The organism is Haloarcula sp. JP-L23 (assembly GCF_011602445.1).
Classification (GTDB): Archaea; Halobacteriota; Halobacteria; order Halobacteriales; family Haloarculaceae; genus Haloarcula; species Haloarcula pellucida.
On record NZ_CP050014.1, the window covers coordinates 1141846 to 1167565 of the forward strand.

The window sequence follows — 25720 nt, forward strand, 5'->3', positions numbered from 1 at the left end:
TTGCCTACGTGTACTCGTTCCAGAGATAGTCGACGCCGCCGCCGTAGGCCGCATACAGCGCCGCCGCGAGACCGACCGCGTAGGCCACCAACTGGGCGACGATACCGAGGGGGCTGGTGTTGCCCAGCAGGAACACGAACACCGTCGCCAGCGCTACCGTGACGACGAAGATGACGAGGATGAACACGGCGACTCGGCCGGGCCGGTGCGCGGTCCGGAAAATCTGCTTGTGGGTCGAAATCGTCCAGTACGCCGCTGGGAACGCGACCAGCGCGAAGCCGATGGCGTACAACTGGACGTACTGGAGCCCCGGCTCGAACACCGCGGCGCCGCCGACGAGGCCGGCCCAGATGCTCACTAACAGCGACCAACCGATTCGCCCCCGTCGTCCCATACCCGTCAGTTCCGACCCATCGTTGAAATCCCTGCCGTTCGCCGGAGCCCGTTACTCCAGCAGGTCCGGGAGATCGTTGATAGTCTCTACGACCACGCTCGCGCCCGCGTTGGCGTACTTCCGGCGACCGGTCTCGCCGGTCAGGCCGCCGGTCAGGACGCCGACGCCGTAGTACACGCGGTCGTCGTCGGCGTCGTCGGCGTTGACCGCCGTCTTCACGTCGTCGAGCGTGTCGCCAGCGAACGCCACGCGCTCGGCACCGAAGCGCTCGGCCAGCGTCGTCAGTGCGCGTGGGTGTGGCTTGCCCTCTTCCCAGTCGTCCATCGTGAACCGGTGCTCGTCGGGAATGTCCAGTCCGACGCGCGCCATCGCGATGTCGGCCTCCGCCGCGGGTCGGCCGGTGACGACGCCGACGGCGTAGCGCTCTCGCAGCGAATCGAGCGTCTCGGGGTCGACCAGCACGGGTTCGTCGTTGATGTACCCCGGCGCGTCGAAGGGCGGGTCCCCGCCTTCTAACTCCCGGTACAGGTCGCTCCCGAGATACAGCGTCTGAAACACGTCCCGGAGTTCGTCGGGGTCCCACGCCGAGATGACTCGCTCGGCGGCCGCCTCGTCCAGCAGGTCACCGACGACGGCCCTCGCCGCGTCGAGGCCGCCGCCGCGTTCGGCGATAGCGTCGGTAAAGGCCGCGAGGTCTGCAACGTCGGCCTCGCGGGCCGAGAGGACGAACAGCGCCGCCGCGTCGGTCACTTCCCAGTCGTTGTTGAATCCGCCCGCATCCTTGAACTGTTGGATGGCTGCCTTCTCGATAGTGTCGCCGTACACGCGCTCGACGGACTCGACGACCGCGCGTCGGTAGGAGTCGGCCACGTCCACGAGGACGCCGTCGATGTCGAGGACCACCGCGTCGACTTGCATATCGGGTGGGTCGCGGCCCTCGTTCAAGCCGCTTGCTATCCCGGCCCCTCGCTGACGCGATACAGCGTCTCCCCGCCCGGCAGTTGCTCGCGCTCGACGGGGACCGTCGGCTGGTCCCCGCCCAGCGTCGTGAACCAGCAGGCGGCGTCGACCCGGCGAGCCACGTCCCGGAGCGCGCGGTGGAGTTCCGGCGGAACGTTCCGGGCGAAGACGACGTCCGCCCCTTCGTACACCGAGAGCGTCGGCTCGGTCACGTCGTCGACGACGAACGTCACACCCTCGGGGACCGGCCGGTGCTCGACGTCGGTCGCCGTCACGGTCACGCCGCGCTCGGCCAGTCCAGCAGCCACGGCCGGGTGGTTGCCGACGCCGACTTCGACGACTGTCTCGGCGGCGGCCAACCGGTCGACGAGGGCACGGTCGGAGTCGCTCATGGCGGGATGTTTAAGCGGTGCCGTCCCATATGGATTCGCATGCACGTCGACATCGTACCGGTGGGCGAAGTCTCCGCCCAGGTGAAGCGGGAGGCCTCCGACGGCCTCCGTGCCACCTACGACTGCGAGGTCTCCATGCACGAGCCACAGTCGGTGCCCGCCGGTGCGTACGATGGCGACCGCGACCAGTACCGCGCCGAGGAGTTCATCGACCTCGCTCGACGGGTCGGTTCCGGGAGCAAGAACATCGCAATCACGCCGAAAGACCTCTTTTATCGCCGCCGCAACTACGTGTTCGGACTCGCCTACCTCGGCGGGTCGGGGAGCGTCATCTCCACGTATCGCCTGCAGACGTCCTCGGACGGCGGGTTCTCGAACCGCTCGGCTGGCGAGATTTTCTCAGCGCGAGTCCGCAAAGAGGTCGTCCACGAAATCGGCCACACGCTCGGGCTGGAACACTGCGACAACAAGCGCTGTGTCATGAACTTCTCGCCGACGGTCAGACAGGTCGACGTCAAGGAGGCGTCGCTCTGTGGCTCCTGCCAGCGGGACGTCCTCTGACCGCGGTAACCGCAGGACTGCGAGGGTCCTAACGAGTTAGGTAGGGTGCCTAATCCCCTCTGGGTCTTCCTCCCAAGTGCGATGAGCAAGAGTCAGTCCAGCGACCGAGTTGCGGAGCTAGGTGACATCTTCGTCTCGGTCACCGGCGATGAATCGGTCACCGAACAACAGGCCGGCGACTCCCCCGACCGAGAGCTCCGGCCCGAAGAGGAGTTCGACCCCGAGGAAGTCGCTGACGGACTCGACGACGCCGTCGCCGGGTCCGAAACCGGCGACACCTCAGACCCCGCGGCCTGACGCTCGTGGAAGCGCGTGTTCTCCGTTTTCGAACCGACGGTAGCGGCCGCTTTCCCGGCTTCTGCGTCGCGGAAAACGCCGCCAGCCTCAGTCCTGCGTCGGCGAGTAGTAGTACTCGCCCGCGTTCTTCTGCTTGCGGTCGAGTTGGGACCCGGGCTTGTTGATGCGCGGCCGGGAGGTCCGCTCGTCGCGGCGGAACGTGATGTCGAGGTTCGAGAGGAACTCGTTCATCCCCTCGCGCATCCCCTGTGGCGGTGCGGCGTGCCCGTTCTTCGCGGGTTCGCCCTCGAAGACGAGCAAGCGGTCCGCGAGCAGGTCGATCATGTAGATGTCGTGGTCGATGACCATCGCCGTCGCGTCGTGGTTCTCGGCGTAGCGGCGAATCGCGGAGGTGGCCAGCACCCGCTGTTCGACGTCGAGGTGGGCCGACGGTTCGTCCAGCAGGTAGAGGTCGGCGTCCTTCGAGAGACACGCCGCGATGGCGACGCGCTGGCGCTCACCGCCCGAGAGGTCGGTCAACTGCTGCTCCATCACCGCGTCCAGTTGGAGGGGCTGGGCGATTTCGGTGTTCCAGTAGGAGGTGCCGAAGTCGTCCGTGATGGAGGCGAGGAACGCGTCGACGCGCATCGGCTGGTCGATTTCGATGTACTGTGGCTTGTAGGCGATGTCGAGGTCCGACTCCACGTCGCCCTCGCTGGGTTCGAGTCGGCCGGCGAGCATCTTCGCGAACGTCGACTTCCCGATGCCGTTCGGGCCGACGACGCCCAGCACTTCGCTCTCGCGGATGGTGCCGGCGTCGACCGACAGCGAGAACTCGCCCTCGCCGTAGCTCTTCTGGAGGTCCGGATACTCGATGACCACGTCGCCGGTCGAGGCGGTCCGCGGAGCGTGTTCCTCGAACTCGATTTCGGTCTGCCGGATGCGCATGTTCTCGTTCTCCAGATACCCGGAGAGGTACTCGTTGATGCCGTTCTTCGTGGATTTCGGCGAGGTGATGATACCGAACGCGCCGGGCGACCCGTAGGCGACGTTGATGTTGTCCGCAAGCAAGTCGAGGATAGCGAGGTCGTGTTCGACGACGAGCATCGAGCGGTCGCCCTCCTCTGCGAGTTCCCGGATGAGGCGCGCAGCGGTCATCCGCTGGCCGATGTCCAGATACGGCGTAATCTCGTCGAGGAAGTAGAAGTCGGCGTCCCGGGCGAGCGTCGCCACGAGGGCGACGCGCTGGAGTTCACCGCCCGAGAGGTCGCCGATGTGGTTGTCGACGACGGGGCCGATGCCTGTGCGCTCGACGAGGTAGTCCAGTTCGCCGCGTTCGTCGGTCTGTTCGAGCAGTTCGCGGGCCTTCCCGTCGAACTGGTCGGGGATGCGGTCGACGTACTGGGGCTTGCGGGCGACGGTGACGTCGCCGTCGCGCATGTCCTCGAGGTAGTCCTGCAGGGCGGTCCCGCGGTACTCGTCGAGAATCTCGTCCCAGCCGGGTCGCTCGCCGTACTGCCCGAGGTTCGGGGCCATCTCGTCGGCGAGGATGCGAACGGCGGTGGTCTTCCCGATGCCGTTCGGGCCGAGAATCCCGGTGACCTGTCCCTCCTGTGGCGTGGGCAGGCCGTACAGGGCGAAGGCGTTCTCGCCGTAGCGGTGGACCGGGTCGTCGGTCAGTTCCTGCGGGAGGTTGATTATCTCGATAGCGTCGAACGGACACTTGTTGACGCAGATACCGCAGGACTCACCGAGACATATCTCCTCGGAGATGCGGACCTGGTCGGGTTTCCCCTCGAACTCCTCGTCTTCCTCGTAGGCCTCGCCACGCTTGACGATGCACTCTTTCCCGCTCCGGTTGGGCGGGCAGTAGTTCATACACTCGTAGTTACAGCGGTCGGGCTGACACCTATCTAAGTCGACGACCGCGATGCTGTCCTCCGCCATCGTTACACCCCGGCCGTCAGCAGAATACCCCACGAGACGAACCAGAGCGCGAAGGTCATGAACGCGACGTAGAGGACGTCCTTCGTCGAGAGGTCGTCCGGTCCGATACCGATTACCCGGAGCACCGGGAACTGTGCGAGGACGGCGGCCGCCACGACGAGGACGCCGGTGACATCCGTCGCGCTTGCCGCGACAGCGTTCGAGACGAACGCCGCCGCGATGCCCGCAACGGCCGTAATGGTTGTGACGGTGAGTCCCCGCATGTGGGAGCTCATGCCGTCCGCCGTATCCGTAGCCATACCCAGTACTGGACTACCCTTCACCAAAAGGGGCGCGGTTCCAGTACCTCGCCCGGCGGCCCGGCGCGGCGTCGCTCGAATCACCCCCCGCCGGTCGACAGTTCCGCCGTGAGCGCCGGTCTGGCGAACGGACTCCTCAATCTTTATGCATCCGGCGCCACTCGGTGCAGGTAATGACGGAATCCGATGGGGAGGCCATCGCAGACCTTCCACCGAGCGCGAAGCTCGTCTACAAGGTGCTGGAATACGACGGGCCGCTCACCCAGAAGGGCATCGTGGAGGAGTCGATGCTCTCCGCGCGTACGGTCCGCTACGCTCTCGAACGACTCGACGAAGTCGGCGTCATCGAAGAGGACGTCTACTTCGCCGACGCCCGACAGAACCTCTACGAAATAACCGACCAACCGGCCGAACAGGCCGACGCCGCCGTCTCGGACTGAATCACCGACTGGCTTCTCTCACCCCGTATCCACAGGCCGGACAGTTGCGCCGCTCCTCGTCGAAGGTGAGGCCACACAGCCCACACTCGTAGGTCGCCCGCCGCCGAAACCGTGATTGTAGCCGCTGTCGGATGCTCATCGTGGCTTCACGCGAGTTCACCGCAGGTCCGACAGCGGGGCCGACCCGCGGCCGGGTCGAACGCCAGCGCTATCTCCCGACAGTGCCGGCAGTACCTGTCGTCGGCGCCGAACTGCGCGTCGTCAGTCGTCGCGTGACGGGTCGTCGCTGTCTGTCCGTTGCTCGGTTCCATGTCAACACGAAGCACGAACGCCTACTAAAACGCTGTGGGCATACGTTCCGTAATATCCTTATATTCTACCACATTCTTCCTCATCTGGGCTTTGTGTGTGCTAATAGCATGGCTACGGGAAGAATAATTGGATGTATGTGGTATTTGTAAACTCTCTTCTACGCCGACCGTCGACGCACCACGTCCGGCGCGACCGCTCGCCAGTCAGATACGGGACGGGTACCGACCCCGTATCCACGCGGAGGTTTTTGGTCGCCACCGGCCTAGCGACGGACATGAGCGACGAGGCCCGGCGGACGGAGGGATTCAAACAGCGCACACGAGTCGAGTCGGCCCGGGAGACGCTACTGGACGCCGTGACACCGCACGACAGAACCGAGCGCGTCCCGCTCAGGGACGCCGACGAACGTGTCCTCGCGACAGACGTGGGGGCCGCACGCCCGGTCCCGCACTACCAGCGGGCGGCGATGGACGGCTACGCGGTCCGGGCCGAGGACACGTTCGGCGCCAGCGACCGCTCGCCCGAGCAGTTGCGCGTCGCCGAGGACGTGGGGCCGGGCACCGCCAGTCGGGTCCACACTGGGAGCGAACTGCCACCCGGTTCTGACGCCGTCGTGATGGTCGAGGACACCGACCGGCAGGGTGACTCACTGACCGTCTTCGACGCCGTCGCGGGCGGCGAGAACGTCGCACCCGTCGGCGAGGACGTCGAGGAAGGCCAGACGCTGTACGAGGCCGGCCACCGACTCAGGCCCTCGGACCTCGGGCTGCTGAAGTCCGTCGGGTTAGACGCCGTCGAGGTGTACGAGCGGCCGCGGGTCAGCGTGATTCCGACCGGCGAGGAACTCGTACAGGACGACCCCGACCCCGGCGAAGTCGTCGAGACGAACGGCCAGACGGTCACGCAATACGTCGAGCGCTGGGGCGGCGAGGCCACCTATCGCGACGTGGTCTCCGACGACGAGGACGCACTCCGGGCAGCGGTCGAGGGCGACCTCGACCACGACGTGGTGGTGACCACCGGCGGGTCCTCGGTGGGCGAACGCGACCTCATCCCCGAGGTGGTCGACGAGTTGGGCGAGGTGCTGGTCCACGGCGTCGCGCTGAAGCCCGGCCACCCGGTCGCGCTGGGCCGCGTCGCGGACACGCCGGTCCTCATGTTGCCGGGGTATCCTGTCGCGTGCATCGTCAACGCCGTCCAGTTCCTGCGGCCGACGCTGGAACGCGCGGGCCACCTCCCGACGACGGACCCGCCGACGACCGACGCCCGGTTGACGCGCAAGGTGGTCAGCGACCCGGGTACCCGGACGTACGTGCGCGTCCAGTTGGGCGAGGACGACGAGGGCGTCACGGCGACGCCGACACGTGCGAGCGGTTCGGGGGTCCTCTCCAGCGTCGCCCTCGCAGACGGCTGGGTCGTCGTCCCCGAGCGCCGGGAGGGGTACGACGCCGGTGAGACGGTCGCCGTCGAGAACTGGGAGGCCTCGCGATGAGCGACCGACGGGAGTTCCGCGACCTCGCGCCGCCCGAGGAGGCCCACGAGACGCTGGCGGGTCTCGACCTGACGCCGGGCCCCGAACGAGTCCCGCTCGCCGAGGCTCGTGACCGCGTCCTCGCGGAGCGAGTCGACGCCGAACTGGACGTGCCGGGGTTCGACCGGGCGAGCATGGACGGCTACGCGGTCCGGGCGGCCGACACCTTCGGCGCGGACGAGGCCGACCCGGTGACGATGCCCCTCGTCGGCGCGGTCCACGCCGGTGAGGAACCCGAGGTAACCGTCGAGGAGGGGACCGTCGTCGAGATATCGACCGGCGCGGTGATGCCGGAGGGCGCCGACGCCGTCGTGATGGTCGAGCGCACCACCGAAGTCGCGGACGGCGTCGAGATTCGGACCGCCGTCGCGCCCGGCGACAACGTGATGTTGGCGGGTGCGGACATCGCCGCCGGTGCGCGGGCGCTGGGTCCCGGCACCCGAATCACGCCACGGGAAATCGGCCTGCTGTCGGCGCTGGGCGTCGATAGGGTGCCGGTCCGCGGGACGCCCACCGTGGGCATCGTCTCGACGGGCGACGAACTGGTCCGGCCGGGCGAGTCGCTGAACAGCGCGGCCGGCGAGATATACGACGTCAACAGCTACACGCTCGCCGCGGCCGTCGAGGAGGCCGGCGGCGACCCGGTGCTGTACCCGCACGCCGGCGACGACTACGAGGAGATGGAGCGACTGCTCCACGAGGCCGCCGACGAGTGTGACCTCGTCCTCTCCTCCGGGTCGACGAGCGCCAGCGCCGTCGACGTCATCTACCGCGTCATCGAGGACCGCGGCGAACTCCTCTTACACGGCGTGGCGGTCAAGCCCGGCAAGCCGATGCTGGTCGGCACCGTCGGCGAGTCGGCCTACGTCGGCCTTCCGGGGTATCCTATCTCGGCACTGACAATCTTCCGCGTGTTCGTCGCGCCGGTGATTCGCGAAGCGGCCGGGCGCGAGGCACCCGCGACGGCGACGATTACCGGGGAGATGGCCGTCACCGAACGGTACAGCGAGGGTCGCCACCGCCTCATGCCCGTCGGCCTCGTCGAGGACGGCGACGGGAATCTGCTCGTCTACCCCGTGGATAAGGGGAGCGGTGCGACCACCAGCCTCGTGGACGCCGACGGCACCGTCACCGTCCCCGCGGACACGGATTACCTCGGCGAGGGCGAGACGGTCGAGGTGGACCTCTTCTCCCCGGACGTACGCCCGCCGACCCTGCTCGGCGTCGGCGAGGACGATCCAACGCTCGCCCGACTGCTGGACGACGTCGACCGACCGCGCTACCTCCCGGTCGGGACGATGGAGGGGCTCCGCCGTCTCGGGGACGGCACGCCCGACGTCGCAGTCGCGGCCGGTCCGGCCGAACCGCCGAAGGCGGCCGTCAATATCGGCGACTGGGAGCGCGACTGGGGCCTCGTCGTCGCCCCCGACGCCGACGTGGACTCCCTCGCCGCTCTCGTCGACGGCGAGTGGCGTTTCGTCAACCGAGACACGGGGTCGGGTCTGCGGCGGAGTTTCGACGACGCGTTGGCCGCACTCGCCGAGGACCGCGACACGGACCGCGCGACGGTCGCCGAGGCTATCGACGGCTACGAACTGACGACGAAGGCCCACGAGAGCCCTGCCCGGAAAGTCGCCGCCGGGCAGGCGGACGCAGGGCTGGGACTCCGGTCGACCGCCGAGAAACTCGGGCTGGACTACGTCTCGTTCGGGACTCAGCAGGTCCGTGTGCTTGCCAATCCCGACCGAACCGAAAAGGAGAGCGTCGTCGCGTTCGAGCGCGCTATCGAAGGCCTGTAGCTCAGTCCTCGTCGGCGTACTCGTAGGGTGCGCGGTCCCCCTCGCTGTCCATGTAGGTCTCGTTGAACTCCCAGTCGCCGTCCGCGCCCTCTATCATGTACTCGCCGTAGTAGGGGACCCGCTCGGCGACGGTCTTGCGGAAGGCCTCGCGCATCGATTCTTTGGTCTCGCCGATGGCGACGAGGTCGTCGTTCCGGTTCAGACACCCCTTGAGGTACCCGTCGTGGGTGAGCCGGACCCGGTGGCAGTTCGCACAGAACTTGGCGTTGCCGACCGGGTCGACGATTTCGACCATCCCGACCCCCTCGCCGTCGTCCGCCCGGACGCCGTCGTCGGGCCGCGGTCCGCTGGACCGCTCACCGCCGTCGGCGGCCGCCATCGAGGTGGCCGTCCCGCCCTCGCTGGCCTCGCTGCTGACGAAGTAGCGCCTGCGGTCGTGCATCTCTCGCGTCTCGACGTGGTCGGCCCGGTCTTCGAGCCAGTCGTGGACGCGTTGGATGTCGATGGCCCACTCGGGGTGGCCCGCCAGCTCCGGCATGTACTCGATGAGTTGTAGTTGGAGGCCGTCGTTCTCGGCGACGTGGTCGACCATCCCCGGGACGTACCCCGCGGTCGGTTCGAACACGACCATGTTGAGCTTTACCGGGGCGAGACCGGCGTCCAGCGCCGCCTCGACCCCCTCTAAGACCCGCTCGTAGGCCCCGCTCTGGGTCAGTTCGGCGAACGCGTCCCTGTCGAGGGCGTCCTGTGAGACGTTGACCCGTTCGAGGCCCGCCTCGACGAGGCCCTCGGCGCGGCCCGGGAGGAATGTGCCGTTGGTCGTCATCGACACCTCCATGTCCGCTGGCGCGCGCCGGACTATCTCCTCTAAGTCGTCCCGGAGCATCGGTTCCCCGCCCGTGAACTTCACGGCCTCGACGTCGAACTCTCTGGCGACTTCGAGGAACTGCACGACGTGGTCCGTCGACAGTTCGTCGTCCTGTGGGTCCATCGGACCGCGGGTGTCGCCGAGCCCCTCGTTGTGACAGTAGACGCAGTCGAAGTTACACCGGTCGGTCAGCGAGACGCGGACCCCCGAGACCTCGCGACCGAACTCGTCTTCGAGCATTTGCTTGTCGAGTGTTCACACTCCGCGGATTTAAAGGGTCGTTTTGTAGGCCGAACCTAGCGACGGCGACGGGGGAAGGGTTTTCAGCCACGGCCTCGCCTGCTAGGGCATGGATATCGTCGGCGCGCTGGGTGCCCACGAAGGAACGACCTGTTTCGTCGGCGCGGGCGGAAAGAAGACGACGATGGCGACGCTCGCCGCCCGACTGGACCGCGCCGTCGTCACGGCCACAGTCCGCATCCCCATCTTCGACGACTGGGTCGCCCGCGTCGCGGTGACCGACGACCCCGCCGCGGCCGTCGCGGCGACCGACGACTGGCCGCTGGGCGTCGTCCCGGAACGGGAACGCGAGGACCGCTATCTGGGCTACGACCGCGAGACGGTGGCTGCACTTTCCGACTGCGGCGTCCCGGTCCTCGTGAAAGCCGACGGCGCGCGGATGCGCCGGTTCAAGGCCCCGAGCGACCGTGAACCACAGGTTCCGTCGAGTGCCGACACCGTCGTTCCCATCGCCAGCGCGCACGTGGTCGGGCAGCCACTCACCGAGGAGCGCGTCCACCGGGTCGACCGTGTGGCCGCCCTCACCGGCCTCGACCCCGGCGACACCATCCGCGCGGCGGACGTGGCGACGGTGCTCGCGAGCGACCGGGGCGGCCGGAAAGGCGTACCCGACGGCGCGACGGTGATTCCGCTCGTGAACATGGTCGACGACGACGAACTGACGGCCACCGCGCGCGCTATCGCACGGGCGATCCACGACCGGACGGACGTGCCGCGGGTGGTTCTCGCGGAGATGCGCGCACCCGACCCGCTGGTCGAGGTCGTCTAGGCGGGGGTTACCGGCGTCGTCGCCGTCTTCGGTGACCGACGGCACCCGGTGGGTCGGAACCACCGGCGGGCACCGGAACAACGCTTTTGTCGCCCGCCCGCCGTATGATATATCATGACACTCGACACGCCCGGGCGTCTCCTTCGAGTCGACCTCTCGGCCGGGGCCGCCGAGAGCGTCCGGGTGCCCGACGAGTGGCGGCGGAAGTACGTCGGGGGGAAGGGACTCGGGGCGCGCTACCTCTACGACGAACTGACGGCCGGGACGGACCCGCTCGGACCCGACAACGGCCTGTTGTTCATGCTCGGCCCGCTCTCGGGGTACCTGCCCGGCGAGTCCCGCTACGCGGCGGTCACGAAGTCGCCACTGACCGGCGGGTTCCTCGACTCGTACGCGGGCGGCGAGTTTCCAGACGCCCTCGCCGGTGCGCTGGGCGAGAACATCGGCCTGTTGGTCACCGGCCGGGCCGAGCGCCCGGTCAGAATCGTCGTCGCGGACGGGTCCGCGACGGTCGAACCCGCCCGGACGTGGGGCGAGGACACCGTCGAGACGGCGGCGGCGTTCCCGGACGCGGCGGTGGCCTGCATCGGCCCGGCGGGCGAACAGCGGGTCGCCTACGCCTCCATCGCCTCGGACGCCGGCGACCACCACGCGGGCCGGGGCGGTGCCGGCGCGGTGATGGGGTCGAAGCGGCTGAAGGCCGTCGTCGCGCGCGGCGACCCGCCCGAGGGGCTGGCGGCCTTGCGAGAGTCCTACGCGGAGGCGTACCGCGAGACGGCGACGGGCCGCTGGCTCGAATCCAGCGGCACCGTCGAGAGCGTCGACTTCGCCAACGAGGTCGGGGCGCTCTCGACACGTGGCTGGACCGACGGCCAGTTCGAGGGGGCCGACGCGGTGGGCATCAGCGCCGTCGAGGCGCTGGCGGCGGGCCGGGAGTACGACGACGACGAGAACCCCGGCGGCTTCCGGGTCGAGACCGACGAGGGCGACCACGTCCCCCGCGGCGCGTCGGCGATGAGTCTGGGGGCCGCGCTCGGCATCGACGAGTTCGACGCCGTCGCGGCGCTGGGCCAGACCTGCGACCGCCTCGGGATGGACCTCATCAGCGCCGGGAGCGCCGTCGCGTGGGCCATCAAGGCCGCCGACGCCGGCCACGTCGACCGGGACCTCGCCTTCGGCGACCCCGACGCCGCCCGCACGCTCCTCCGAGACATCGCGGCCCGGGAGACCGACCTCGGCGACGCGCTCGCGGGTGGGGTCGACGCGGCCGCCGAGCGCTACGGCGGGGGCGGCCTCGTCCCGACGGTCAAGGCGATGGAACTGCCGGCCTACGACCCGCGGGGCGCACAGAGCATGGCGCTGGCCTACGCGACGAGCGACCGGGGGGCCTGCCACCGGCGCGCCCGAACCGTCGAGCGCGAGGCGTTCGACGAGGACTGGTCGCCCGAGCGAGCGGCCGCCGCGGTCGTCCGCGAACAGGACCAGCGCTCGGTGCTGTGGTGTCTCGTCGTGGACGACTTCGTCGGCGACGTGTTCGACGATTTGGGCGCGGAGTGGGTCGACGCCGTCGGCCTCGACGTCGACGGCGACCTGCGGACCGTCGGCGAACGGGTGTGGAACCTCACGCGCCTGTTCAACGTCCGCGAGGGCGTCTCCCGGGCCGACGACGAACTGCCCGCCGTCCTGCGCGACCCGCTCGAATCGGGACCGAACGCCGGGGCGGCCGTCGAGCCAGCACGGTTCGAGGCGATGCTCGACGCCTACTACCGCCGCCGGGGCTGGGGTGCCGACGGCCGTCCCGCCCGTGCGACGGTCGACCGCCTCGGACTGGACGAGGCCGTCGACGACGAGACGCCACTCGCCGAGACGCCGCTCTCAGACCCATGACAGACGAGATAGACCTCGACGAACTGGACGTGGAATCGGACGACGAGGACGGCCCGAACCGCGGCGACTGGTTCTGGCGCGGCGAGGGCGAACCGAGCGAGGAACCCGACGCCGGAGCGGTCGAGACGCCCTCGACCGTGACGCCGGACGCCGGCGAGAGCGCGGCGGACGGGGCCGGAGCGACGGCCGAGGGGCGGACGGCGACGCCGACGCCGCGGACGCGAGCGCCGGCCCCGTCCCGCACGTCCCGCGGGAGAACAAGGACAAGCCGGCGGGTATCCCGGTCGAGAGCGGCGGCGCGGGTGGCGGGGCCGCCGCCGACGCCGGCACGCCGGAGGACGCGCCCGAACACCCGGACACGGCCGACGAACAGGCCGCGAGCGGCCCGCACGGCGGCGGTATCGACGACATGACGATGGCGCTGACCTACGCGGCGGCCCAGCGACTCGCGGACCCGCAACTGGCCATCCGGGACGCGAAGACGTGGACCGACTGGCTCGGTATCGTCGGCGACGTCGAGACGTTCGTCATCAGCAAGTTCCAGCGCGACCACGGCGTCGACGTGGACTTCTTCAGCGGGTCCGGCCAGTCGCCCGGCGAGCGACTCGCGGACATCGACGAACACTCCATGTTCTTCGCCGAGCGGATGGTCGTCGTCGGCCTCCCCGAGGAAGCATCGATAGCCGAGCAAGCAGACTGGGAGTTCGTGCCGCTTTCGACGGCGGCCCAGAAGGCCGACTGGGAACTCACCGAAGACCCCGAGTGACGGGTGACCTTTTTGGTAACGCACCGCATGGTAGTACCTAGAGGCCGACACATGACCCTCAGAACTGCACTGCAACAGTCGAAGATACTCACGTTCGTCGTCATGGGGGCCTTCGTGTGGCTCCTGTTGTCGCTGCTGAACGTGATGGGGACGTTCGATTGGGCCGCGATCAACACGGGTGACTTCGTGGGACAGACCGCCGTCGGCGGCATCGCCGGCGTCGTCGTACTGGCCGTCCTACTGGGCGTGCTGGTGGTACTGTACTCCGAGGTGTCCGAGACGAGTCCGGGGCCGGAAGCGTGGCCGCCGTCCGAGCGATGACGTACTACAGTTGCGAGGAGTGTGGCCAACTCATCGACCTCTCGACGCTGGACGAACAGCCCCGACGGGAGCGCTGCCCGGTGTGTGAAGAGACGACGCGCTGGACGCCCGAGTTCACGGCGGACGAGGGGGTGTCGTTCTGATGTACACCTTCGAGGTCAGCGACCGCCTCTACGAGGCCGCCGAACGCTGGGGCGAGAAGATGATGCAGGACATCGACGAGGCGCTCGAGACGAAAGTCGAGCAGTCGTTACTGGAGATAGAACATCTCGTCTCACAGTCACACGAGGTCGAGTTCGACCTCGAGGGCCGGGCCGTGACTTACGACCCGACCGACGAACTGGCCGCGTTCCTCGAACGGCAAGCCGACGGGCGGGACCTCGACGAGAGCGACGTGCTGAAGATGCACGTCGACCTCTACGCCAACGCCTTCCTCGAGGAGGCGGCGTCCGAGGAACGCCCGCCGAACGCACCGCCGACCGAGTGACGCGGGGAAACGTTAACTCACTGGACGCACAATGGTGTGATATACCATGGCTCACGAAGACAGTGACTGGCGCCCGAAAGGGGCCACAGACACGTTCAAGGGGTACGAAGTCTGGGACCACGGCGTCTGGCCCATCGACGTCAACGAGGGCGAAGTCGACGGCGAGATATCGCTGACCGACGACGAGTAATCAGGCGTCGGGGAACGCCCGCCGGTCACGCGGCGGGACGTAGAAGTTCGCCCGCGACAGCACCTCGATGAACTCCAGGATGCCGTTGTTCTGTTCGTCCTGGATGTCGGGGTGTTCGTCCTGTAACCACCACCCGTTCATAGCGTCGCGTGTCTCCTCGAAGTGGTTCAGCGTCCGCTGGAGCGAGAGGAACTGCACCGCGGCGTGGCCGCCGTCGACGCTGTTGAAGTCTCGACGCAACAGGAGCGGTTCGCCGTCCTTGCGCGCACGGGCCACCTTCTCCCAGTGGCCGACGCGTCCCGTCTCGCTTGCGTGTTCGGTGACAGCGTCGGCGAAGTCGAGCGGTCCGTGCCCGGCCACGTCCTCCGGCGTGAACGCGCTAGAGAACATCTGCGTGACGCGGTCGGCCTCCGCCATCGCCCACCAGCTATCCAGCGACTCCCGCAGGTGCGAGAGGTGCATCGTGGTCCCGCCGGCGTAGCGACCGTCGGAGATAGTGACGCGCTCTTCGGACGCTTGCGTCCCCGGCCGACCGGAGAAAAAGCCCGTGAAGTTCGGGACGTCGCTGGGGATGTCGTTCGGGACGCCCTCCGCGTTGGCGTGCTGGGCTGGGAGCTCCTCGCCGAAAAAGCCCGTTCGCCGCTCGCCGACGGTGAACACGTCACCCAGTCGCTCCTCGACCGTGACGCCGCCGAGAGTGGAGCGCGTGCCGAACGCCGCCGCCTCTGTGGCCTCCAGTTGCGAGGGGACGTCGCTCGCGAGGACGAGGATGGCGTCGTACGAGAGGAGTTCGGGGTCGTCGGTCCGAGAGACGACCTTCGGGTGGCGAATCGGCGAGTCGCCGAGTCTCCCGAGGCGCTCGAAGTACGCCGTCCCCCACCCGAGCATGTGGAGGAGCCCGTCGCTTCGGAACTCGTAGGCCTCTTCGAGGGTCCGCATCGCCAGTTCGACGGTGCGGGCGGCCTCCTCCGTCGGGTCGGCGTCGAGGTCCAACAGGAGCAGTCGGAAGTGTTCGGGCAGCAGCGGGTTGTCCTCGCTGTCGGTCCTGAGGCGGTCGTTCCACGTGTGCTGGCTCTGTGGGAGGGACCCGGCCCGCGGATTCGGCGGGAGGTCGGCAGTCGGGGACTCCGCGCGGCGGGCGAGGAAGTTCGAGCAGCCGCTGAGGCCGGCCGCGCCGGTGATTGTCGCGAGGCGATAGAGCAGGTCCCGACGGGATGGCATGTCATCCCGAGGAAGGGGCCTGCCGAAGAAAAACCTTACCGACCCAATAAGTTCGCAACCGTTTTGTCGCTCGTGCCGTACTTGGTTTGTATGGGGCTCACACCCATACACTCTCGGACGGGGATAGACCTCCCGCTATCCCCGGATGCCGGTGCCATGTTCCTCGCGATAGGGGTCGTCGTCGTCGCCGTCATTACCTACGATATATATAGACAACACTACCGTTCGGAGGTGGACCGTGGCGACTGAGCAGTCCGGGGAGCAGTTCGACGCCGCCGCGCTCCTCGGCTACGTCCGTATCACCGTGTACGTGCTGGCGGCCCTGTTGGCGCTGTCGTTGCTCGTCGTCGGGACTGTCGGCCTCCTCGCCGAGATAAAGGGCACGTGGCACTGGGCCATCCACCTCGAGTCGACCATCAGTTTCATCGGCCTGTTCGTCAGCCGGTTGCTGGTCGTGTTGGTGCCGCTGTTCGTCGTCCTCGTCGTCGGTCGGCGGGTGATTCCCGATGCGTGAGCGCTTGCAGGGCAACCCGTTCGGCCTGACCGCGGCCGCCTCGGTGATCCTGCTCTGTGTCCTCGTCGCCGGCGCGGGCGCTATCGCTATCTACGCCGAGACGGTCGGGACCTGGCGCTCGCTTTTTCTCATGGAACAGGCGCTCGCCTTGCTCGTCCCGACGGTGAAGGCCCTGCTTGCGGTCGCTTTCGTCTCCGGCGTCGGCCTCGTCGCCGGGGCTCGGTAGCTACCCTATCTGGCCGACGATGTCGTTCTCGAACTCGACCAGCCCCTGACAGACCAGCGCCGCCGCGAGGAACAGGCCGTCGTCGGCCTCCTCGCGCATCTCCGCGACGAAGTCGTCTATCCACACGTTCAGGTGTTCGTTCAGGAACACTCGCTCGAAGCCGACCGTCTCCTCCCGGCCCGCTCGTTGTGCGTCGACGAGGTAGCGGAGGAACGCCATCTCGACGGCGATGAAGTCGTCCTCCTCGGGGTACTCCTCCGGCGAGGCCCATCCCGCGGCACCGTAACTGGCTTCGACCGCTGCGAGGCCTTCGCCGATGAACTCCGTATCGTCCCGGTAGTGGGTCTCGTGAGGCAACACCGGCGGGCGCGGACCGACGAGGAGGTCGGTGTACTCTCGCTCCAGTTCCTTCTGGACGACCGCCGGGTCGCGGCCCGCCTGTTCGTCCAACCACGTCTGTAGCATCTCGAATCCCTCGTCCATCGGGTCGTTGATCGACTCTTCGGGCAACGCCACTTCGTCGCCGAGCAACTTCTCAACGAACGTCTCGCTGGGTGTGTCCCAGAACACTTCGATGACGAAATCTATCAGTTCGAGGCGCGCCTCGTAGACGGCCGCGTCGTTCATCGTCGACCCCCCTGGTCGAACAGCAGGTGGCTCCGACAGTCGCCACAGTACTCGAAGACGCTGTGGTCGGACTCGGGTGCCAGTCCCGCGACCACCTCGCCGACTTCCTCCTCTATCTTCTCCGCGGAGGCGACGCTCGTGAACGCTTTGCCACAGCGGACACACTCCATCATCTCGTCCTCGTGGACAGTCTGCCACGATTCGCCGTCGCGGTTCTCCGGGAGGAGACCGAGGTCGAGGCCCGTCTCCATCGTGATGGCCGTCTCCGGACACCCCTCCTCGCAGAGACCGCAGTTGACACACCGCTCGTGGTTGAACTGTAACTCGCCCTCGCCGGTCCGCCGGATGGCGTCGGTCGGACAGAGGTTCGTACACGTCGGCGTGAGCGTACACGCGTCGTTCACCTCCATCAGGCCGAAGTCTTTCAGGCCGCGAATCACCTCCCGGTCGGGGTCGACGTGGTCGAGGATGGCCCGGACGCTCTCTAACGTCCAGCCGTGACTGTCGAACGAGGGGTTGGCCCGCTCTGTCACCCAGTCGGCGTCGATGCGTCCGGTCGCCTCGTAGTCGCCGGCGGGCACCGGCGTCTCGTCTAACCCGAACTCGACGAACCCGGAGATGGCCTCGACGAACGCTTCGGGGGTGCCGGCCTCGGGGGCGAAGAAGCCGACCCGCTCACCGAGGCCGAGGTCCTGTGTCGCTCGGTTGAGTCGGTCGACGAGGTCCTGTTTCGGGTCCGGCCCGGAGTGGAGACACGAGCCACCGCACCCGACGATAGCGACGCCGTCAGCCCCTGCCGCGAGCGCGTGCATGACGTGGGCCTCGCCGACGGTGTCGGTGCAGTTGACTCGGACCGGGAGGATGGGTGGGTAGTCGAGGTCGTCGTCGCTGCGGGCGGCGCGGCGTCCGTGCGCGCGGAGGCGTTCGGCCGCGTACTCCGAACAGACGAACGCGACGACCTGCGTGTCGATGGCCGGTGCCGTGCCCCGGGAGAGCAGACCGCCGTCGTCCTCCTCGCCCTCTAGTAGCGCCTCCACCTCGCGCGCGATGCGCTCGTTGGAGGGCTCTCGGAGCATCGTCGCGCCGGTGGGACAGGCACTCGTACAGGCCCCGCAGTCCTGACAGGCCGTCTGGTCGAACTCGACCGAGTCGATGGTGGGCCGGTCTACCGCTCCGTGCGGGCAGGCGTCGACACAGGCCGTACAGCCCTCCTGACTCGACGCGCCGGCCGCACAGACGTCCATCTCGAGGTCGAGGAACTGCGGTTTCTCGATGCCGCCGAGTTGGGACTCGACGGCGGCGATAGTCCCCGCGTCCACTGGGCCGGTGTAGTAGCCGAGTCGGCCGCCCCGCGCGTCGTCGCGGCCGCCGGGGTAGATTACCTGGTCGAACTCGACAGTGCGTGTCACCCCGTCTAGGTCGATGGCGTCGGTCGGACAGCAGTCGGGCCACTCGCCAGCGGGCGCGTCCGGGTGGACGTCGACGGGGTACTCGGTGACCATCCCGTCGGGGCCCTCGTGGACGCACGCCATGCAGTCGATGCAGTCGTCGGTGACCCGGGCTTCGAGCGTGAGTTCGAACTCGCCGAACGAGCCGTCGACGCCGACGACGCGGCCGCGTTCGACGGTCACGTCGCCGAGTCCTTCGACCTCGGCGAACTCGCGCCCGTCGGCGATGAGTGTCACGTCGGCCGCCTCGGAGAGCGATGTCGCGGCGTCGGGGTCACCGACGACGGCCACGCGGTTGCCCGCGTCTTTCGAGACGCTCCGGGTGATGGCCTCGTGCTGGAGGCCCGCCTGCTTGGCGTTGATGAGTCTGGCTGTCTTCTCTGTCGCTTCGGCCTCGTCGTGGACCCACGCGTTGGTCTCTCTGTGGTCCACGAACTGTGTCGCGTCCGGGTGGAGTCCGTGATCGTCGGCCAGCGACCGGATTCGGTCCTGGCACGACGGTTCGGGCGTCGTCACGATGAGTTGGTCCAGGTCGTAGCCGTCGATGACTTTCGACATCGCGCCGCGCCCGTCCTGACAGAGCAACTCGGAACTCGCGACTACGTCGACCCCTGAGACGCCCTCGCGGACCGTCTCTAGGTCGATGTCGCACGAGCCCCCACACGAACACACGAAGGCACCTGTGTTCATTACACATGAAAAAACATGGCAAAGTGATATCGTTTGCGGGTGATTTCACCGCCTAACTGCCTGTAAGGGCCGGGTTACCGTCTTCTGGTTTAGGTTTGCCAAAAAATGCTGCCCGTGCGACATGAAATGTTCACGATGTTTTATTATAGATTGCTGGTAACTATTGACAAGGTAGGAATTGACAATGTATATAGTCCCGATGGCGTCGTACCGCGGTGAAAGACAAGCGGGGGAGAACATACCATGAGTACACAGCAAGAACCAGTTTCGTTAGACCTCGACAGACGGTCGTTCATGAAGGCGAGCGCACTCGCAGGTGCGGTCGCACTCGGGGTCAGTGGCGCCGGACAGGCGCTTCAGAGTACAGGTGACGAGCCCGAGGGTGCGGATACGGGCACGGAGCTTTCAAAGACCATCTGCAACTACTGTTCGGTCGGTTGCGGGTTCCACGGAGAACGTGAGGGCGACTCGTTCGTCGGCATGGAACCGTGGAAGGAGCACCCGGTAAACGCCGGGTCGCTCTGTTCGAAGGGCGCCGGCATCTACGAGACCGAACACTCAGAGAAGCGCCTGAAACACCCGATGATTCAGGAGAACGGCGAGTGGCGCAAGATCGGCTGGAACGAGGCCTACGACCGCCTCGCCACCGACATTCGGGCGCTCTGGCCGGATTCGGACGTCTCGCCCAGCGATGCGGTGGACGTAGACGAAGAACACAGCAGAGAGAGCGTGATGTTGCTCGGCAGCGCCCACCACTCCAACGAGGAGTCCTACGCCATCAGGAAACTGGCGGCGTTCATGGGCACGAACAACGTCGACCATCAGGCGCGTATCTGTCACTCGACGACGGTGGCCGGCCTCGCGAACACGTGGGGCTACGGGGCGATGACCAACACGGTCAACGACTACCGGAACTACGACCTCGACATCATCGTCGGGCAGAATCCGGCCGAAGCCCACCCCATCGCGATGCAACACATCCTCGAAGGCCAGAAGCGGGGCGGGAAGATTCTCGTCCTCGACCCGCGGTTCACCAAGACCGCGGCCCACGCCGACGAGTTCGTCCGGTTCCGCCCGGGCACGGACGTGGCGTTGATGATGGGGGTCATCAAGGACCTCCGTGACCGCCACGGTCTCGCGGTGGACCCGGACGCCGACGACACTGGGCAGAACATGCTCACAGACCGGGTACAGGGCTGGGAAGACGTCGCGGCCGAACTCGACCAGTACGACTTAGAAACGGTCTCGGAAATCACGTGGGTCGACGTCGAGGACATCCAGCGCATCAGTGACATGATAAACGAGGCCCGCCCGCACGTCCAGATAGAGTGGGCGATGGGCGGGACCCAGCACAACAACGGGACCCAGAACATCCGCTCGTACGCCGAACTGAGTCTGGCCTCCGGGTCGGCGGCCCGGAGCGGCGGCGGTCTGCAGGTGATGCGTGGCCACGCCAACGTGCAGGGGGCGACCGACCTCGCCGTCGCGAGCCACATCCTGCCGGGGTACTACGGCCTGAGCCCCGGTGGCTGGTCGTGGTGGGCCGACGTGTGGGACAAGAGCCCCTACACGAGCGGGTCCACCTCGTTCCGCGAGATGTACGACAAGTTCGAGTTGATGCCGGAGGACCTCTACGTCCGGCAGAGCGCCGTCGCGGAGGGCAACGAGGACATCGACGCCTCGTTCCCGGCGGACAACTCGATGATGTTCCAGAACGGGCTGACGGTCGCCCGGTGGTTCGAGGCCGCACTGCCTCAGGACATACGGTATCAGGAGACGCCTATCTACCAGCCAGACCAGGTGAAGATAGCGTTCTTCTGGGGTCACTCCGCGAACTCCATCAGCGAGATGGAGCAGATGAAAGAGGGGATGGAGAACCTCGACTTGCTGGTCGTCTGCGACGTGTTCCCCTCGGTGGCGAGCGTCCTCCCGAGTTTCGAGGAGGGCCCGCCAATCCTCCTGTTGCCGGCCTCCAGTCAGTACGAACACTACCGCTCGCTGACCAACACGCACCGGGCGACCCAGTGGTCACAACCGGTGCGCCCGCCGGCCCACAACTCCAAGCCGGACCTGCAGATAATGCAGGAACTGGCCGCCGCGCTGGGCTTCGGCGAGCACTTCGACTGGGGCGAGGGCGAGGAGATCCACAACGGGAAGGCGAGTTACGAGGCCGTCGTCCGGGAGTTCAACCTCGGCACGATGACTATCGGCTACCGGCAGGACCCCGAACGCCTCCAGCAGCATCTGGAGTACGACTACGCGTTCTCCAGTGAGACCCTGCGGGGCGCGAAAGGGACGCCCGTCGAGGGCGAGTACTGGATGCTCCCGTGGCCTTGCTGGGGCGAGGGCCATCCGGGCACGCCCATCATCTGGAACGACGACCTGAACCCCAACAACGGGGGACAGGACTTCCGGACCAGATGGGGCGTGCAGGCGCCGACGCCCGAGGAGTGGGACGCGATGCCCACGGAGGACCCGTACCCGTTCGAGGCGACGCTGGACGCGGTCGGGGACCGCTACGAGAGTCAGGAAGAGGCGCTCGACCTGACCCGTGCGCCGTACGACCCAGAGTGGGCGGGGCCGCGTGACTCCGCCGAGGACGGCCTGTTCCACGGCGTCCCGGAGTACCCCGGATGGAAGACGACGTTCCCCGAGAGCCTGCTGGATCCCGGCAAACAGACCCGGGCCGACCAACTCACCATCCCACAGCAACACGCGCTGTCGAAGAACGGGTCGGTGTACACCGCCGCGTTGCATCTGAACGACCCGCTGGGATACGGAAGCGGCCAGAACGAACCGGCCCTCGAAATCGACAACCCCGAGTTCGAGTGGACCGGGACGACCAGCGAGGAGTTCACCCAGTACGTTCAGGAGACGCAGGACATCGACGCGTCCTTCTACGAGCAGTACGACTTCCGGCAGGTCGACGCGCCGACCGGTCGTGGCCGCGCGCGCGGCGTCGTCTGGAACTTCCTCGACAAGGTGCCGGTCCACCGCGAACCCATCGAGAGCCCGTTCCCCGAACTGGTCGAAGAGTGGCCCGCGAACGGCCAACAGCGGAACTTCTACCGCCTCGACCAGAACAACGCCAAGGAACAGCAGCGGGCGATGGACATCATCCACAACCAGAGCGACGGGCCGGACTTAGACACCATCATGACCACCGGCCGGCAGGTCGAACATCAGGGTGGTGGCTCCGAGACGCGGTCGAACATCCACACGGCCGACCTCCAGCCCCACATGTACGCCGAGATAACGCCGAACATGGCCGAGGAACTCGGCGTCGACGGCGGTGACCTCATCGTCATCTCCTCGACGGACCGTGGCTCGGTGCTCGTCAAGGCCCGCGTCACGAACCGGCCCAACGACCGGGAGGTGTTCCTCCCGTTCCACTGGGCCGGCGTCTTCAAGGGCAACAGTCTGGAGGACAAGTACCCCGACGGAACCGTCCCCTACGCTATCGGGGACTCGGCAAACGCCATCACGTCGCGTGGCTACGACGTCGAGACCCAGATGCAGGAGACGAAAGTGGCGATGGTCGCCGTCAGACCGGCGACCGAGAGCCTGCTGAACGAACTCAACATGGACGTCGACCTACAGTTCCCGCAGGACCGCAACGACATCGGCACGCAGAAAGACTTCGACGTCCGCGACAGCTCGACGGTGCAATGAGGTGATATGACATGTCAACAGGAAATGAAGTGATGCGCGACGGCGTCATGAGTACGGGCGAGGACGCCCGTATCTTCCCGGACGTCGAAGCGTGTATCGACTGTGGCGGCTGCGTCGTCTCGTGTAAGCGGACGTGGGACGTCCCCCGCAACGAGCAACGTATCAGCATCGCCACGATGCTCGAAGGACAGGAGGGCGCGCCCGGGTTCAACGCCAGTAGCGGCCGGGCGATGGAGCAGGGCGAGAACCCCGGCGAGACGGCCATCCCGATGCAGTGTTACCACTGCGAGAACGCGCCGTGTGTCTCGGTCTGTCCGACCGACTCCCTCATCAAGAAGGACAACGGCTTCGTCCGCGTCCGGGACGACCTCTGTATCGGCTGTCAGTACTGCCTCTCGGCGTGCCCGTTCGGCGCCCCGCAGTTCCCCGATCAGGGGACCGGCGCCGCGAACCTCGTCGGCGGCGGCAACACGATGGACAAGTGTACCATGTGCGAGGAACGGCAGGACGTCGGCAAGGGGCCGGCCTGTGCCGAAGAGTGCTCGACCGACGCCATCCTCGTCGGGACGCCGAGCGAGATAGCCGACGAACTGGAACACCGCGACAGCGGGGTGTTCTTCAACGACCAGGCGATGAACATCATCTTCGGCGAAGAGTCGGGTGAGTTCCAATGAGCGGGCGACAGGAGACGCCGGAGGTGTCGGGCTACGCCCGGTCACACGTGGCCATCAGTGCCGTCGTCGGCCTCCTCGTCGCGGTGCTGTCGGTCTGGTGGGCACAGGGGTTCGACATCTTCTACGAGTCGCTGTACCGCGTCAACCCGACCGTCGAAGGCGGCGGCATCGGATCGGACTGGGTGGCTGGTAACACCATCCCGGCGCTCGACTTCCTCATCGCACTCGTCCACGCGGCCGACGTGCTGATGGGGGCGTTCATCCTCGTGATGGTGTTCCTCCACTGGGCGGCGTTCCGACGCCTCGCCGACCGGATGCGCCAACCGGGCGAGGAGCGCGGCGAGGCCGTCGCCGCCGACGGGGGTGAGCAAGAATGAGCAACTTAGACCACGGGAAGTTCACGCGCGTGACGACGCTGTTCCACTCGCTCCTCGGTTTAGACGTGTTCCTGCTGTTCTTCAGTGGCTACGCCATCATGTTCAACGACGAACTGTGGTGGCTGCTCGCGGCGATGGGCGGTGCCAGCGGCGTCACGGCTATCCACCGTCTCACCGGCATCGGCCTCATCGCGCTCATCGTGTTCTGGATCGTCCTGCAGATAATCTCGCCGACCGGGCGAGGGAACTTCAGCCAGATACTGCCGGGGAAAGACGACGTCGACGCGTTCGTCCAGGACGTCCAGTTCATGCTGGGCCGGGCCGACGAACGTCACCCCAACGCCCGGCAGTTCGCCGGCTACAAGGCCGACGAAGTGCCGCTCCTGTCGTACATCGGGAAGGGCGTCGTGTTCATCTTCTCTATCGAACTGACGCTGCTTGCCATCTCCGGCCTGCTCATCTGGAGCAAGACGGGGCTGGCGGCGATGTTCCAGACGAAGGGCGCCGCGCTGGCGTTCGTGACGTTCCACGGCCTCCTCGGCGTCATCATGCTGATGGGGGTCATGTTCCACGTCTTCGAACACGGGTTCCACCCCGCGTTCTACCCCGTCGAGACGAAGGCGTTCATCCCCCGGAGCATGGTGCCCGAGTACCACGCCGACGAGGACGAGGAACCGGAGACGACCGGTATCGAGCGCCTGTCGCTCTCGCCGTCGTGGCGGACGATGTCCTCGATATTCGGTGCGCTGACCGTCATCGGTATCGTCTCGGTGCTCATCGGGAGCATCTTCGACGAGGGCTATCCGGTGCCCCGTGAACTCGCCATCGGCGGCGGACCCACGAGCGTCCTGCTGACCATCGGTATCAACGTCGGCATCCTCGTGCTCGGCGTCGGACTCGTCCTCTCGATGTACGGCAACGTCCTGCGCGTCCGCTGGGAGCGCCAGATGGAGGAAGAACGCGAAGGACCCGCCGCCACCGACGGCGGACGCGAGGACCCATCGGACGACTGAGCCGCGTTCCCTTTTATGAGACGATAGCCTTCCCTTCCGGCGAGAGGTCGACGCCGACGTCCTGCCGTGTCTGTTCCTGTATCTGGTCTAGATTCCGCGTCAGCACCTGCAGGATGTCCTTCGGTTCGGGGTAGACCAGCATGTTCCCGTCGCCGTCCTCCATCACGAGTTGTGTATCGGACAGCGCCACTTGGTCGCCCTCGATGCTGGCGACGATGACGTTCAGGGCCTCGGCGCCGCCGGGGTCGCCCTCCTCGACCATCGTGACGTAGACGCCGTCGAGGCCGACGAGGTCCTTGTACTCCCGGACCTGCCGGGCGCAGGCGACCATGTCCTGTGTGACGGCCGTCTTCTGCTCGTTGCCGTGGTCTCCCTCGAAACAGTGCTTACAGACCCGCAGTTCCAGCCGCATGTCAAGACCGTACGGTGTACTGCGGTATGACTGTTGTGCAGGCTGATAGCACACTCCGCGCCAGCCACCGAACCCGCTGAAGTCGGTCCGTGGCTGCTGACGGCCGGCCGGAGCTGTCGGGCGGGGGAAAATTTGTTACCGATGCTACGTGTACTGTCAACACATGGCGGGAATACTCAACGCGATATACCTCGTCCTCGCCGTCGGCGTCGCCATCGTCGGGCTGGGGGCACTCGCGAAAGTGGTATCGGACACGGAAGAGAGCGGGTCGCGGTGGCTCCAAGTGTCGGCGATGCTCGTCGCACTGGTGTTCTTGCTCGCACTGGGCGTGGAGTTCCTCGCGTAGC

At 67.0% G+C, this 25720-nt stretch carries 33 protein-coding genes; 21 read left to right on the top strand and 12 right to left on the bottom strand.

From position 1 onward, the window contains the following. Nucleotides 1-4 precede the first annotated feature (4 nt). From G9465_RS05775 to G9465_RS05785, 3 genes are read right to left on the bottom strand one after another with little or no spacing between them, the layout of a single operon-like run. Nucleotides 5-394, bottom strand: coding sequence for a hypothetical protein (locus tag G9465_RS05775; protein WP_166968255.1), 390 nt, complete (start codon nucleotides 392-394; stop codon nucleotides 5-7). A gap of 51 nt (nucleotides 395-445) precedes the next feature. After that, nucleotides 446-1312, bottom strand: a complete 867-nt coding sequence (locus G9465_RS05780) for a TIGR01548 family HAD-type hydrolase (protein ID WP_166968256.1) — start codon at nucleotides 1310-1312, stop codon at nucleotides 446-448. Nucleotides 1313-1347: 35 nt separating this feature from the next. Continuing rightward, complete coding sequence (locus G9465_RS05785; protein ID WP_166968257.1) at nucleotides 1348-1746, bottom strand: UPF0146 family protein; 399 nt, start codon at nucleotides 1744-1746, stop codon at nucleotides 1348-1350. A gap of 39 nt (nucleotides 1747-1785) precedes the next feature. On the opposite strand from G9465_RS05785, the gene G9465_RS05790 reads away from it, so the two are divergent. Further along, nucleotides 1786-2307 carry an archaemetzincin family Zn-dependent metalloprotease gene (locus tag G9465_RS05790; protein WP_166968258.1) on the top strand — a complete coding sequence of 174 codons (522 nt, stop codon included), beginning with the start codon at nucleotides 1786-1788 and terminating at the stop codon, nucleotides 2305-2307. Nucleotides 2308-2388: 81 nt separating this feature from the next. After that, the gene (locus G9465_RS05795) at nucleotides 2389-2604 is read left to right on the top strand and encodes a hypothetical protein (protein WP_166968259.1); all 216 of its coding nucleotides are present in this window, start codon (nucleotides 2389-2391) and stop codon (nucleotides 2602-2604) included. 87 nt (nucleotides 2605-2691) lie between these two features. Here the strand turns inward: G9465_RS05795 and G9465_RS05800 are convergent, their stop codons facing one another. Together G9465_RS05800 and G9465_RS05805 are read right to left on the bottom strand one after the other, a co-directional pair. Then, nucleotides 2692-4530, bottom strand: a complete 1839-nt coding sequence (locus tag G9465_RS05800) for a ribosome biogenesis/translation initiation ATPase RLI (protein ID WP_166968260.1) — start codon at nucleotides 4528-4530, stop codon at nucleotides 2692-2694. A gap of 2 nt (nucleotides 4531-4532) precedes the next feature. Next, nucleotides 4533-4829 carry a hypothetical protein gene (locus tag G9465_RS05805; RefSeq protein ID WP_166968261.1) on the bottom strand — a complete coding sequence of 99 codons (297 nt, stop codon included), beginning with the start codon at nucleotides 4827-4829 and terminating at the stop codon, nucleotides 4533-4535. A gap of 173 nt (nucleotides 4830-5002) precedes the next feature. Here G9465_RS05805 and G9465_RS05810 point away from each other — a divergent pair, with 173 nt between their 5' ends. Next, a complete protein-coding gene (locus G9465_RS05810) occupies nucleotides 5003-5269 on the top strand; it encodes an ArsR family transcriptional regulator (protein ID WP_166968262.1) in 267 nt (88 codons plus the stop codon). A 1-nt stretch (nucleotide 5270) separates the two neighbouring features. Here the strand turns inward: G9465_RS05810 and G9465_RS05815 are convergent, their stop codons facing one another. After that, entirely contained in the window at nucleotides 5271-5408 is a 138-nt protein-coding gene (locus G9465_RS05815; protein ID WP_166968263.1) for a hypothetical protein, read from the bottom strand. A 7-nt stretch (nucleotides 5409-5415) separates the two neighbouring features. Continuing rightward, nucleotides 5416-5580 carry a hypothetical protein gene (locus tag G9465_RS05820; RefSeq protein ID WP_166968264.1) on the bottom strand — a complete coding sequence of 55 codons (165 nt, stop codon included), beginning with the start codon at nucleotides 5578-5580 and terminating at the stop codon, nucleotides 5416-5418. Nucleotides 5581-5855: 275 nt separating this feature from the next. On the opposite strand from G9465_RS05820, the gene glp reads away from it, so the two are divergent. Further along, nucleotides 5856-7073, top strand: coding sequence for a gephyrin-like molybdotransferase Glp (gene glp / locus G9465_RS05825; RefSeq protein ID WP_166968265.1), 1218 nt, complete (start codon nucleotides 5856-5858; stop codon nucleotides 7071-7073). Further along, nucleotides 7070-8911: a molybdopterin biosynthesis protein gene (locus G9465_RS05830; RefSeq protein ID WP_166968266.1), complete on the top strand. Its 1842-nt coding sequence runs from the start codon at nucleotides 7070-7072 to the stop codon at nucleotides 8909-8911. Before glp ends, G9465_RS05830 begins: the two co-directional genes overlap by 4 nt. A gap of 1 nt (nucleotide 8912) precedes the next feature. Here the strand turns inward: G9465_RS05830 and moaA are convergent, their stop codons facing one another. Then, the gene (moaA, locus tag G9465_RS05835) at nucleotides 8913-10019 is read right to left on the bottom strand and encodes a GTP 3',8-cyclase MoaA (protein WP_166968267.1); all 1107 of its coding nucleotides are present in this window, start codon (nucleotides 10017-10019) and stop codon (nucleotides 8913-8915) included. 109 nt (nucleotides 10020-10128) lie between these two features. Here moaA and yqeC point away from each other — a divergent pair, with 109 nt between their 5' ends. The 8 genes from yqeC to G9465_RS05870 all read left to right on the top strand — a co-directional run bounded on the left by yqeC (nucleotide 10129) and on the right by G9465_RS05870 (nucleotide 14499). Next, nucleotides 10129-10848: a selenium cofactor biosynthesis protein YqeC gene (yqeC, locus tag G9465_RS05840; protein WP_166968268.1), complete on the top strand. Its 720-nt coding sequence runs from the start codon at nucleotides 10129-10131 to the stop codon at nucleotides 10846-10848. Between the two features lie 114 nt (nucleotides 10849-10962). Next, the gene (locus G9465_RS05845) at nucleotides 10963-12735 is read left to right on the top strand and encodes an aldehyde ferredoxin oxidoreductase C-terminal domain-containing protein (RefSeq protein WP_193571737.1); all 1773 of its coding nucleotides are present in this window, start codon (nucleotides 10963-10965) and stop codon (nucleotides 12733-12735) included. Then, nucleotides 12732-13148, top strand: a complete 417-nt coding sequence (locus G9465_RS25550; RefSeq protein ID WP_227015726.1) for a hypothetical protein — start codon at nucleotides 12732-12734, stop codon at nucleotides 13146-13148. Before G9465_RS05845 ends, G9465_RS25550 begins: the two co-directional genes overlap by 4 nt. 2 nt (nucleotides 13149-13150) lie before the next feature. Continuing rightward, nucleotides 13151-13501, top strand: coding sequence for a hypothetical protein (locus G9465_RS25555; protein WP_227015728.1), 351 nt, complete (start codon nucleotides 13151-13153; stop codon nucleotides 13499-13501). 51 nt (nucleotides 13502-13552) lie between these two features. After that, on the top strand, nucleotides 13553-13822 hold the full coding sequence (locus G9465_RS05855) for a hypothetical protein (protein ID WP_166968269.1): 270 nt from the start codon (nucleotides 13553-13555) through the stop codon (nucleotides 13820-13822). After that, nucleotides 13819-13965 carry a hypothetical protein gene (locus G9465_RS05860; protein ID WP_166968270.1) on the top strand — a complete coding sequence of 49 codons (147 nt, stop codon included), beginning with the start codon at nucleotides 13819-13821 and terminating at the stop codon, nucleotides 13963-13965. The genes G9465_RS05855 and G9465_RS05860 overlap by 4 nt, the downstream gene beginning before the upstream one ends. Next, nucleotides 13962-14309 carry a hypothetical protein gene (locus G9465_RS05865; RefSeq protein WP_193571745.1) on the top strand — a complete coding sequence of 116 codons (348 nt, stop codon included), beginning with the start codon at nucleotides 13962-13964 and terminating at the stop codon, nucleotides 14307-14309. Before G9465_RS05860 ends, G9465_RS05865 begins: the two co-directional genes overlap by 4 nt. Nucleotides 14310-14355: 46 nt before the next feature. Continuing rightward, the gene (locus G9465_RS05870) at nucleotides 14356-14499 is read left to right on the top strand and encodes a hypothetical protein (protein WP_166968272.1); all 144 of its coding nucleotides are present in this window, start codon (nucleotides 14356-14358) and stop codon (nucleotides 14497-14499) included. Here G9465_RS05870 and G9465_RS05875 read toward each other — a convergent pair whose 3' ends face one another. Next, on the bottom strand, nucleotides 14500-15720 hold the full coding sequence (locus G9465_RS05875; protein ID WP_166968273.1) for a hypothetical protein: 1221 nt from the start codon (nucleotides 15718-15720) through the stop codon (nucleotides 14500-14502). Between the two features lie 90 nt (nucleotides 15721-15810). Here G9465_RS05875 and G9465_RS05880 point away from each other — a divergent pair, with 90 nt between their 5' ends. Genes G9465_RS05880 through G9465_RS05890 form a run of 3 tightly spaced genes read left to right on the top strand, consistent with a single transcriptional unit; the run spans nucleotide 15811 to nucleotide 16460 of the window. After that, a complete protein-coding gene (locus tag G9465_RS05880; protein ID WP_166968274.1) occupies nucleotides 15811-15969 on the top strand; it encodes a hypothetical protein in 159 nt (52 codons plus the stop codon). Further along, nucleotides 15959-16234 (top strand): hypothetical protein, encoded by a 276-nt coding sequence (locus tag G9465_RS05885; protein ID WP_166968275.1) that lies wholly within the window; start codon nucleotides 15959-15961, stop codon nucleotides 16232-16234. Before G9465_RS05880 ends, G9465_RS05885 begins: the two co-directional genes overlap by 11 nt. After that, nucleotides 16227-16460, top strand: a complete 234-nt coding sequence (locus G9465_RS05890) for a hypothetical protein (protein WP_166968276.1) — start codon at nucleotides 16227-16229, stop codon at nucleotides 16458-16460. Before G9465_RS05885 ends, G9465_RS05890 begins: the two co-directional genes overlap by 8 nt. On the opposite strand, the gene G9465_RS05895 is transcribed toward G9465_RS05890, so the two are convergent. Further along, nucleotides 16461-17087: a molecular chaperone gene (locus tag G9465_RS05895; protein WP_166968277.1), complete on the bottom strand. Its 627-nt coding sequence runs from the start codon at nucleotides 17085-17087 to the stop codon at nucleotides 16461-16463. After that, entirely contained in the window at nucleotides 17084-19225 is a 2142-nt protein-coding gene (locus G9465_RS05900; protein ID WP_166968278.1) for a hydrogenase iron-sulfur subunit, read from the bottom strand. Before G9465_RS05900 ends, G9465_RS05895 begins: the two co-directional genes overlap by 4 nt. 243 nt (nucleotides 19226-19468) lie before the next feature. Between G9465_RS05900 and G9465_RS05905 the strand changes: the two genes are divergently transcribed. Genes G9465_RS05905 through G9465_RS05920 form a run of 4 tightly spaced genes read left to right on the top strand, consistent with a single transcriptional unit; the run spans nucleotide 19469 to nucleotide 24961 of the window. After that, nucleotides 19469-22897: a molybdopterin-dependent oxidoreductase gene (locus G9465_RS05905; protein ID WP_166968279.1), complete on the top strand. Its 3429-nt coding sequence runs from the start codon at nucleotides 19469-19471 to the stop codon at nucleotides 22895-22897. Nucleotides 22898-22908: 11 nt separating this feature from the next. Then, nucleotides 22909-23571 carry a 4Fe-4S dicluster domain-containing protein gene (locus G9465_RS05910; protein ID WP_166968280.1) on the top strand — a complete coding sequence of 221 codons (663 nt, stop codon included), beginning with the start codon at nucleotides 22909-22911 and terminating at the stop codon, nucleotides 23569-23571. After that, a complete protein-coding gene (locus G9465_RS05915; RefSeq protein ID WP_166968281.1) occupies nucleotides 23568-23948 on the top strand; it encodes a hypothetical protein in 381 nt (126 codons plus the stop codon). Before G9465_RS05910 ends, G9465_RS05915 begins: the two co-directional genes overlap by 4 nt. Continuing rightward, the gene (locus tag G9465_RS05920) at nucleotides 23945-24961 is read left to right on the top strand and encodes a cytochrome b/b6 domain-containing protein (protein WP_166968282.1); all 1017 of its coding nucleotides are present in this window, start codon (nucleotides 23945-23947) and stop codon (nucleotides 24959-24961) included. Before G9465_RS05915 ends, G9465_RS05920 begins: the two co-directional genes overlap by 4 nt. A gap of 13 nt (nucleotides 24962-24974) precedes the next feature. Here the strand turns inward: G9465_RS05920 and G9465_RS05925 are convergent, their stop codons facing one another. After that, nucleotides 24975-25373, bottom strand: coding sequence for a hypothetical protein (locus tag G9465_RS05925; protein ID WP_166968283.1), 399 nt, complete (start codon nucleotides 25371-25373; stop codon nucleotides 24975-24977). A 163-nt stretch (nucleotides 25374-25536) separates the two neighbouring features. On the opposite strand from G9465_RS05925, the gene G9465_RS05930 reads away from it, so the two are divergent. Next, the gene (locus G9465_RS05930; RefSeq protein WP_166968284.1) at nucleotides 25537-25719 is read left to right on the top strand and encodes a hypothetical protein; all 183 of its coding nucleotides are present in this window, start codon (nucleotides 25537-25539) and stop codon (nucleotides 25717-25719) included. The last annotated feature ends 1 nt before the right edge of the window (nucleotide 25720 follow it).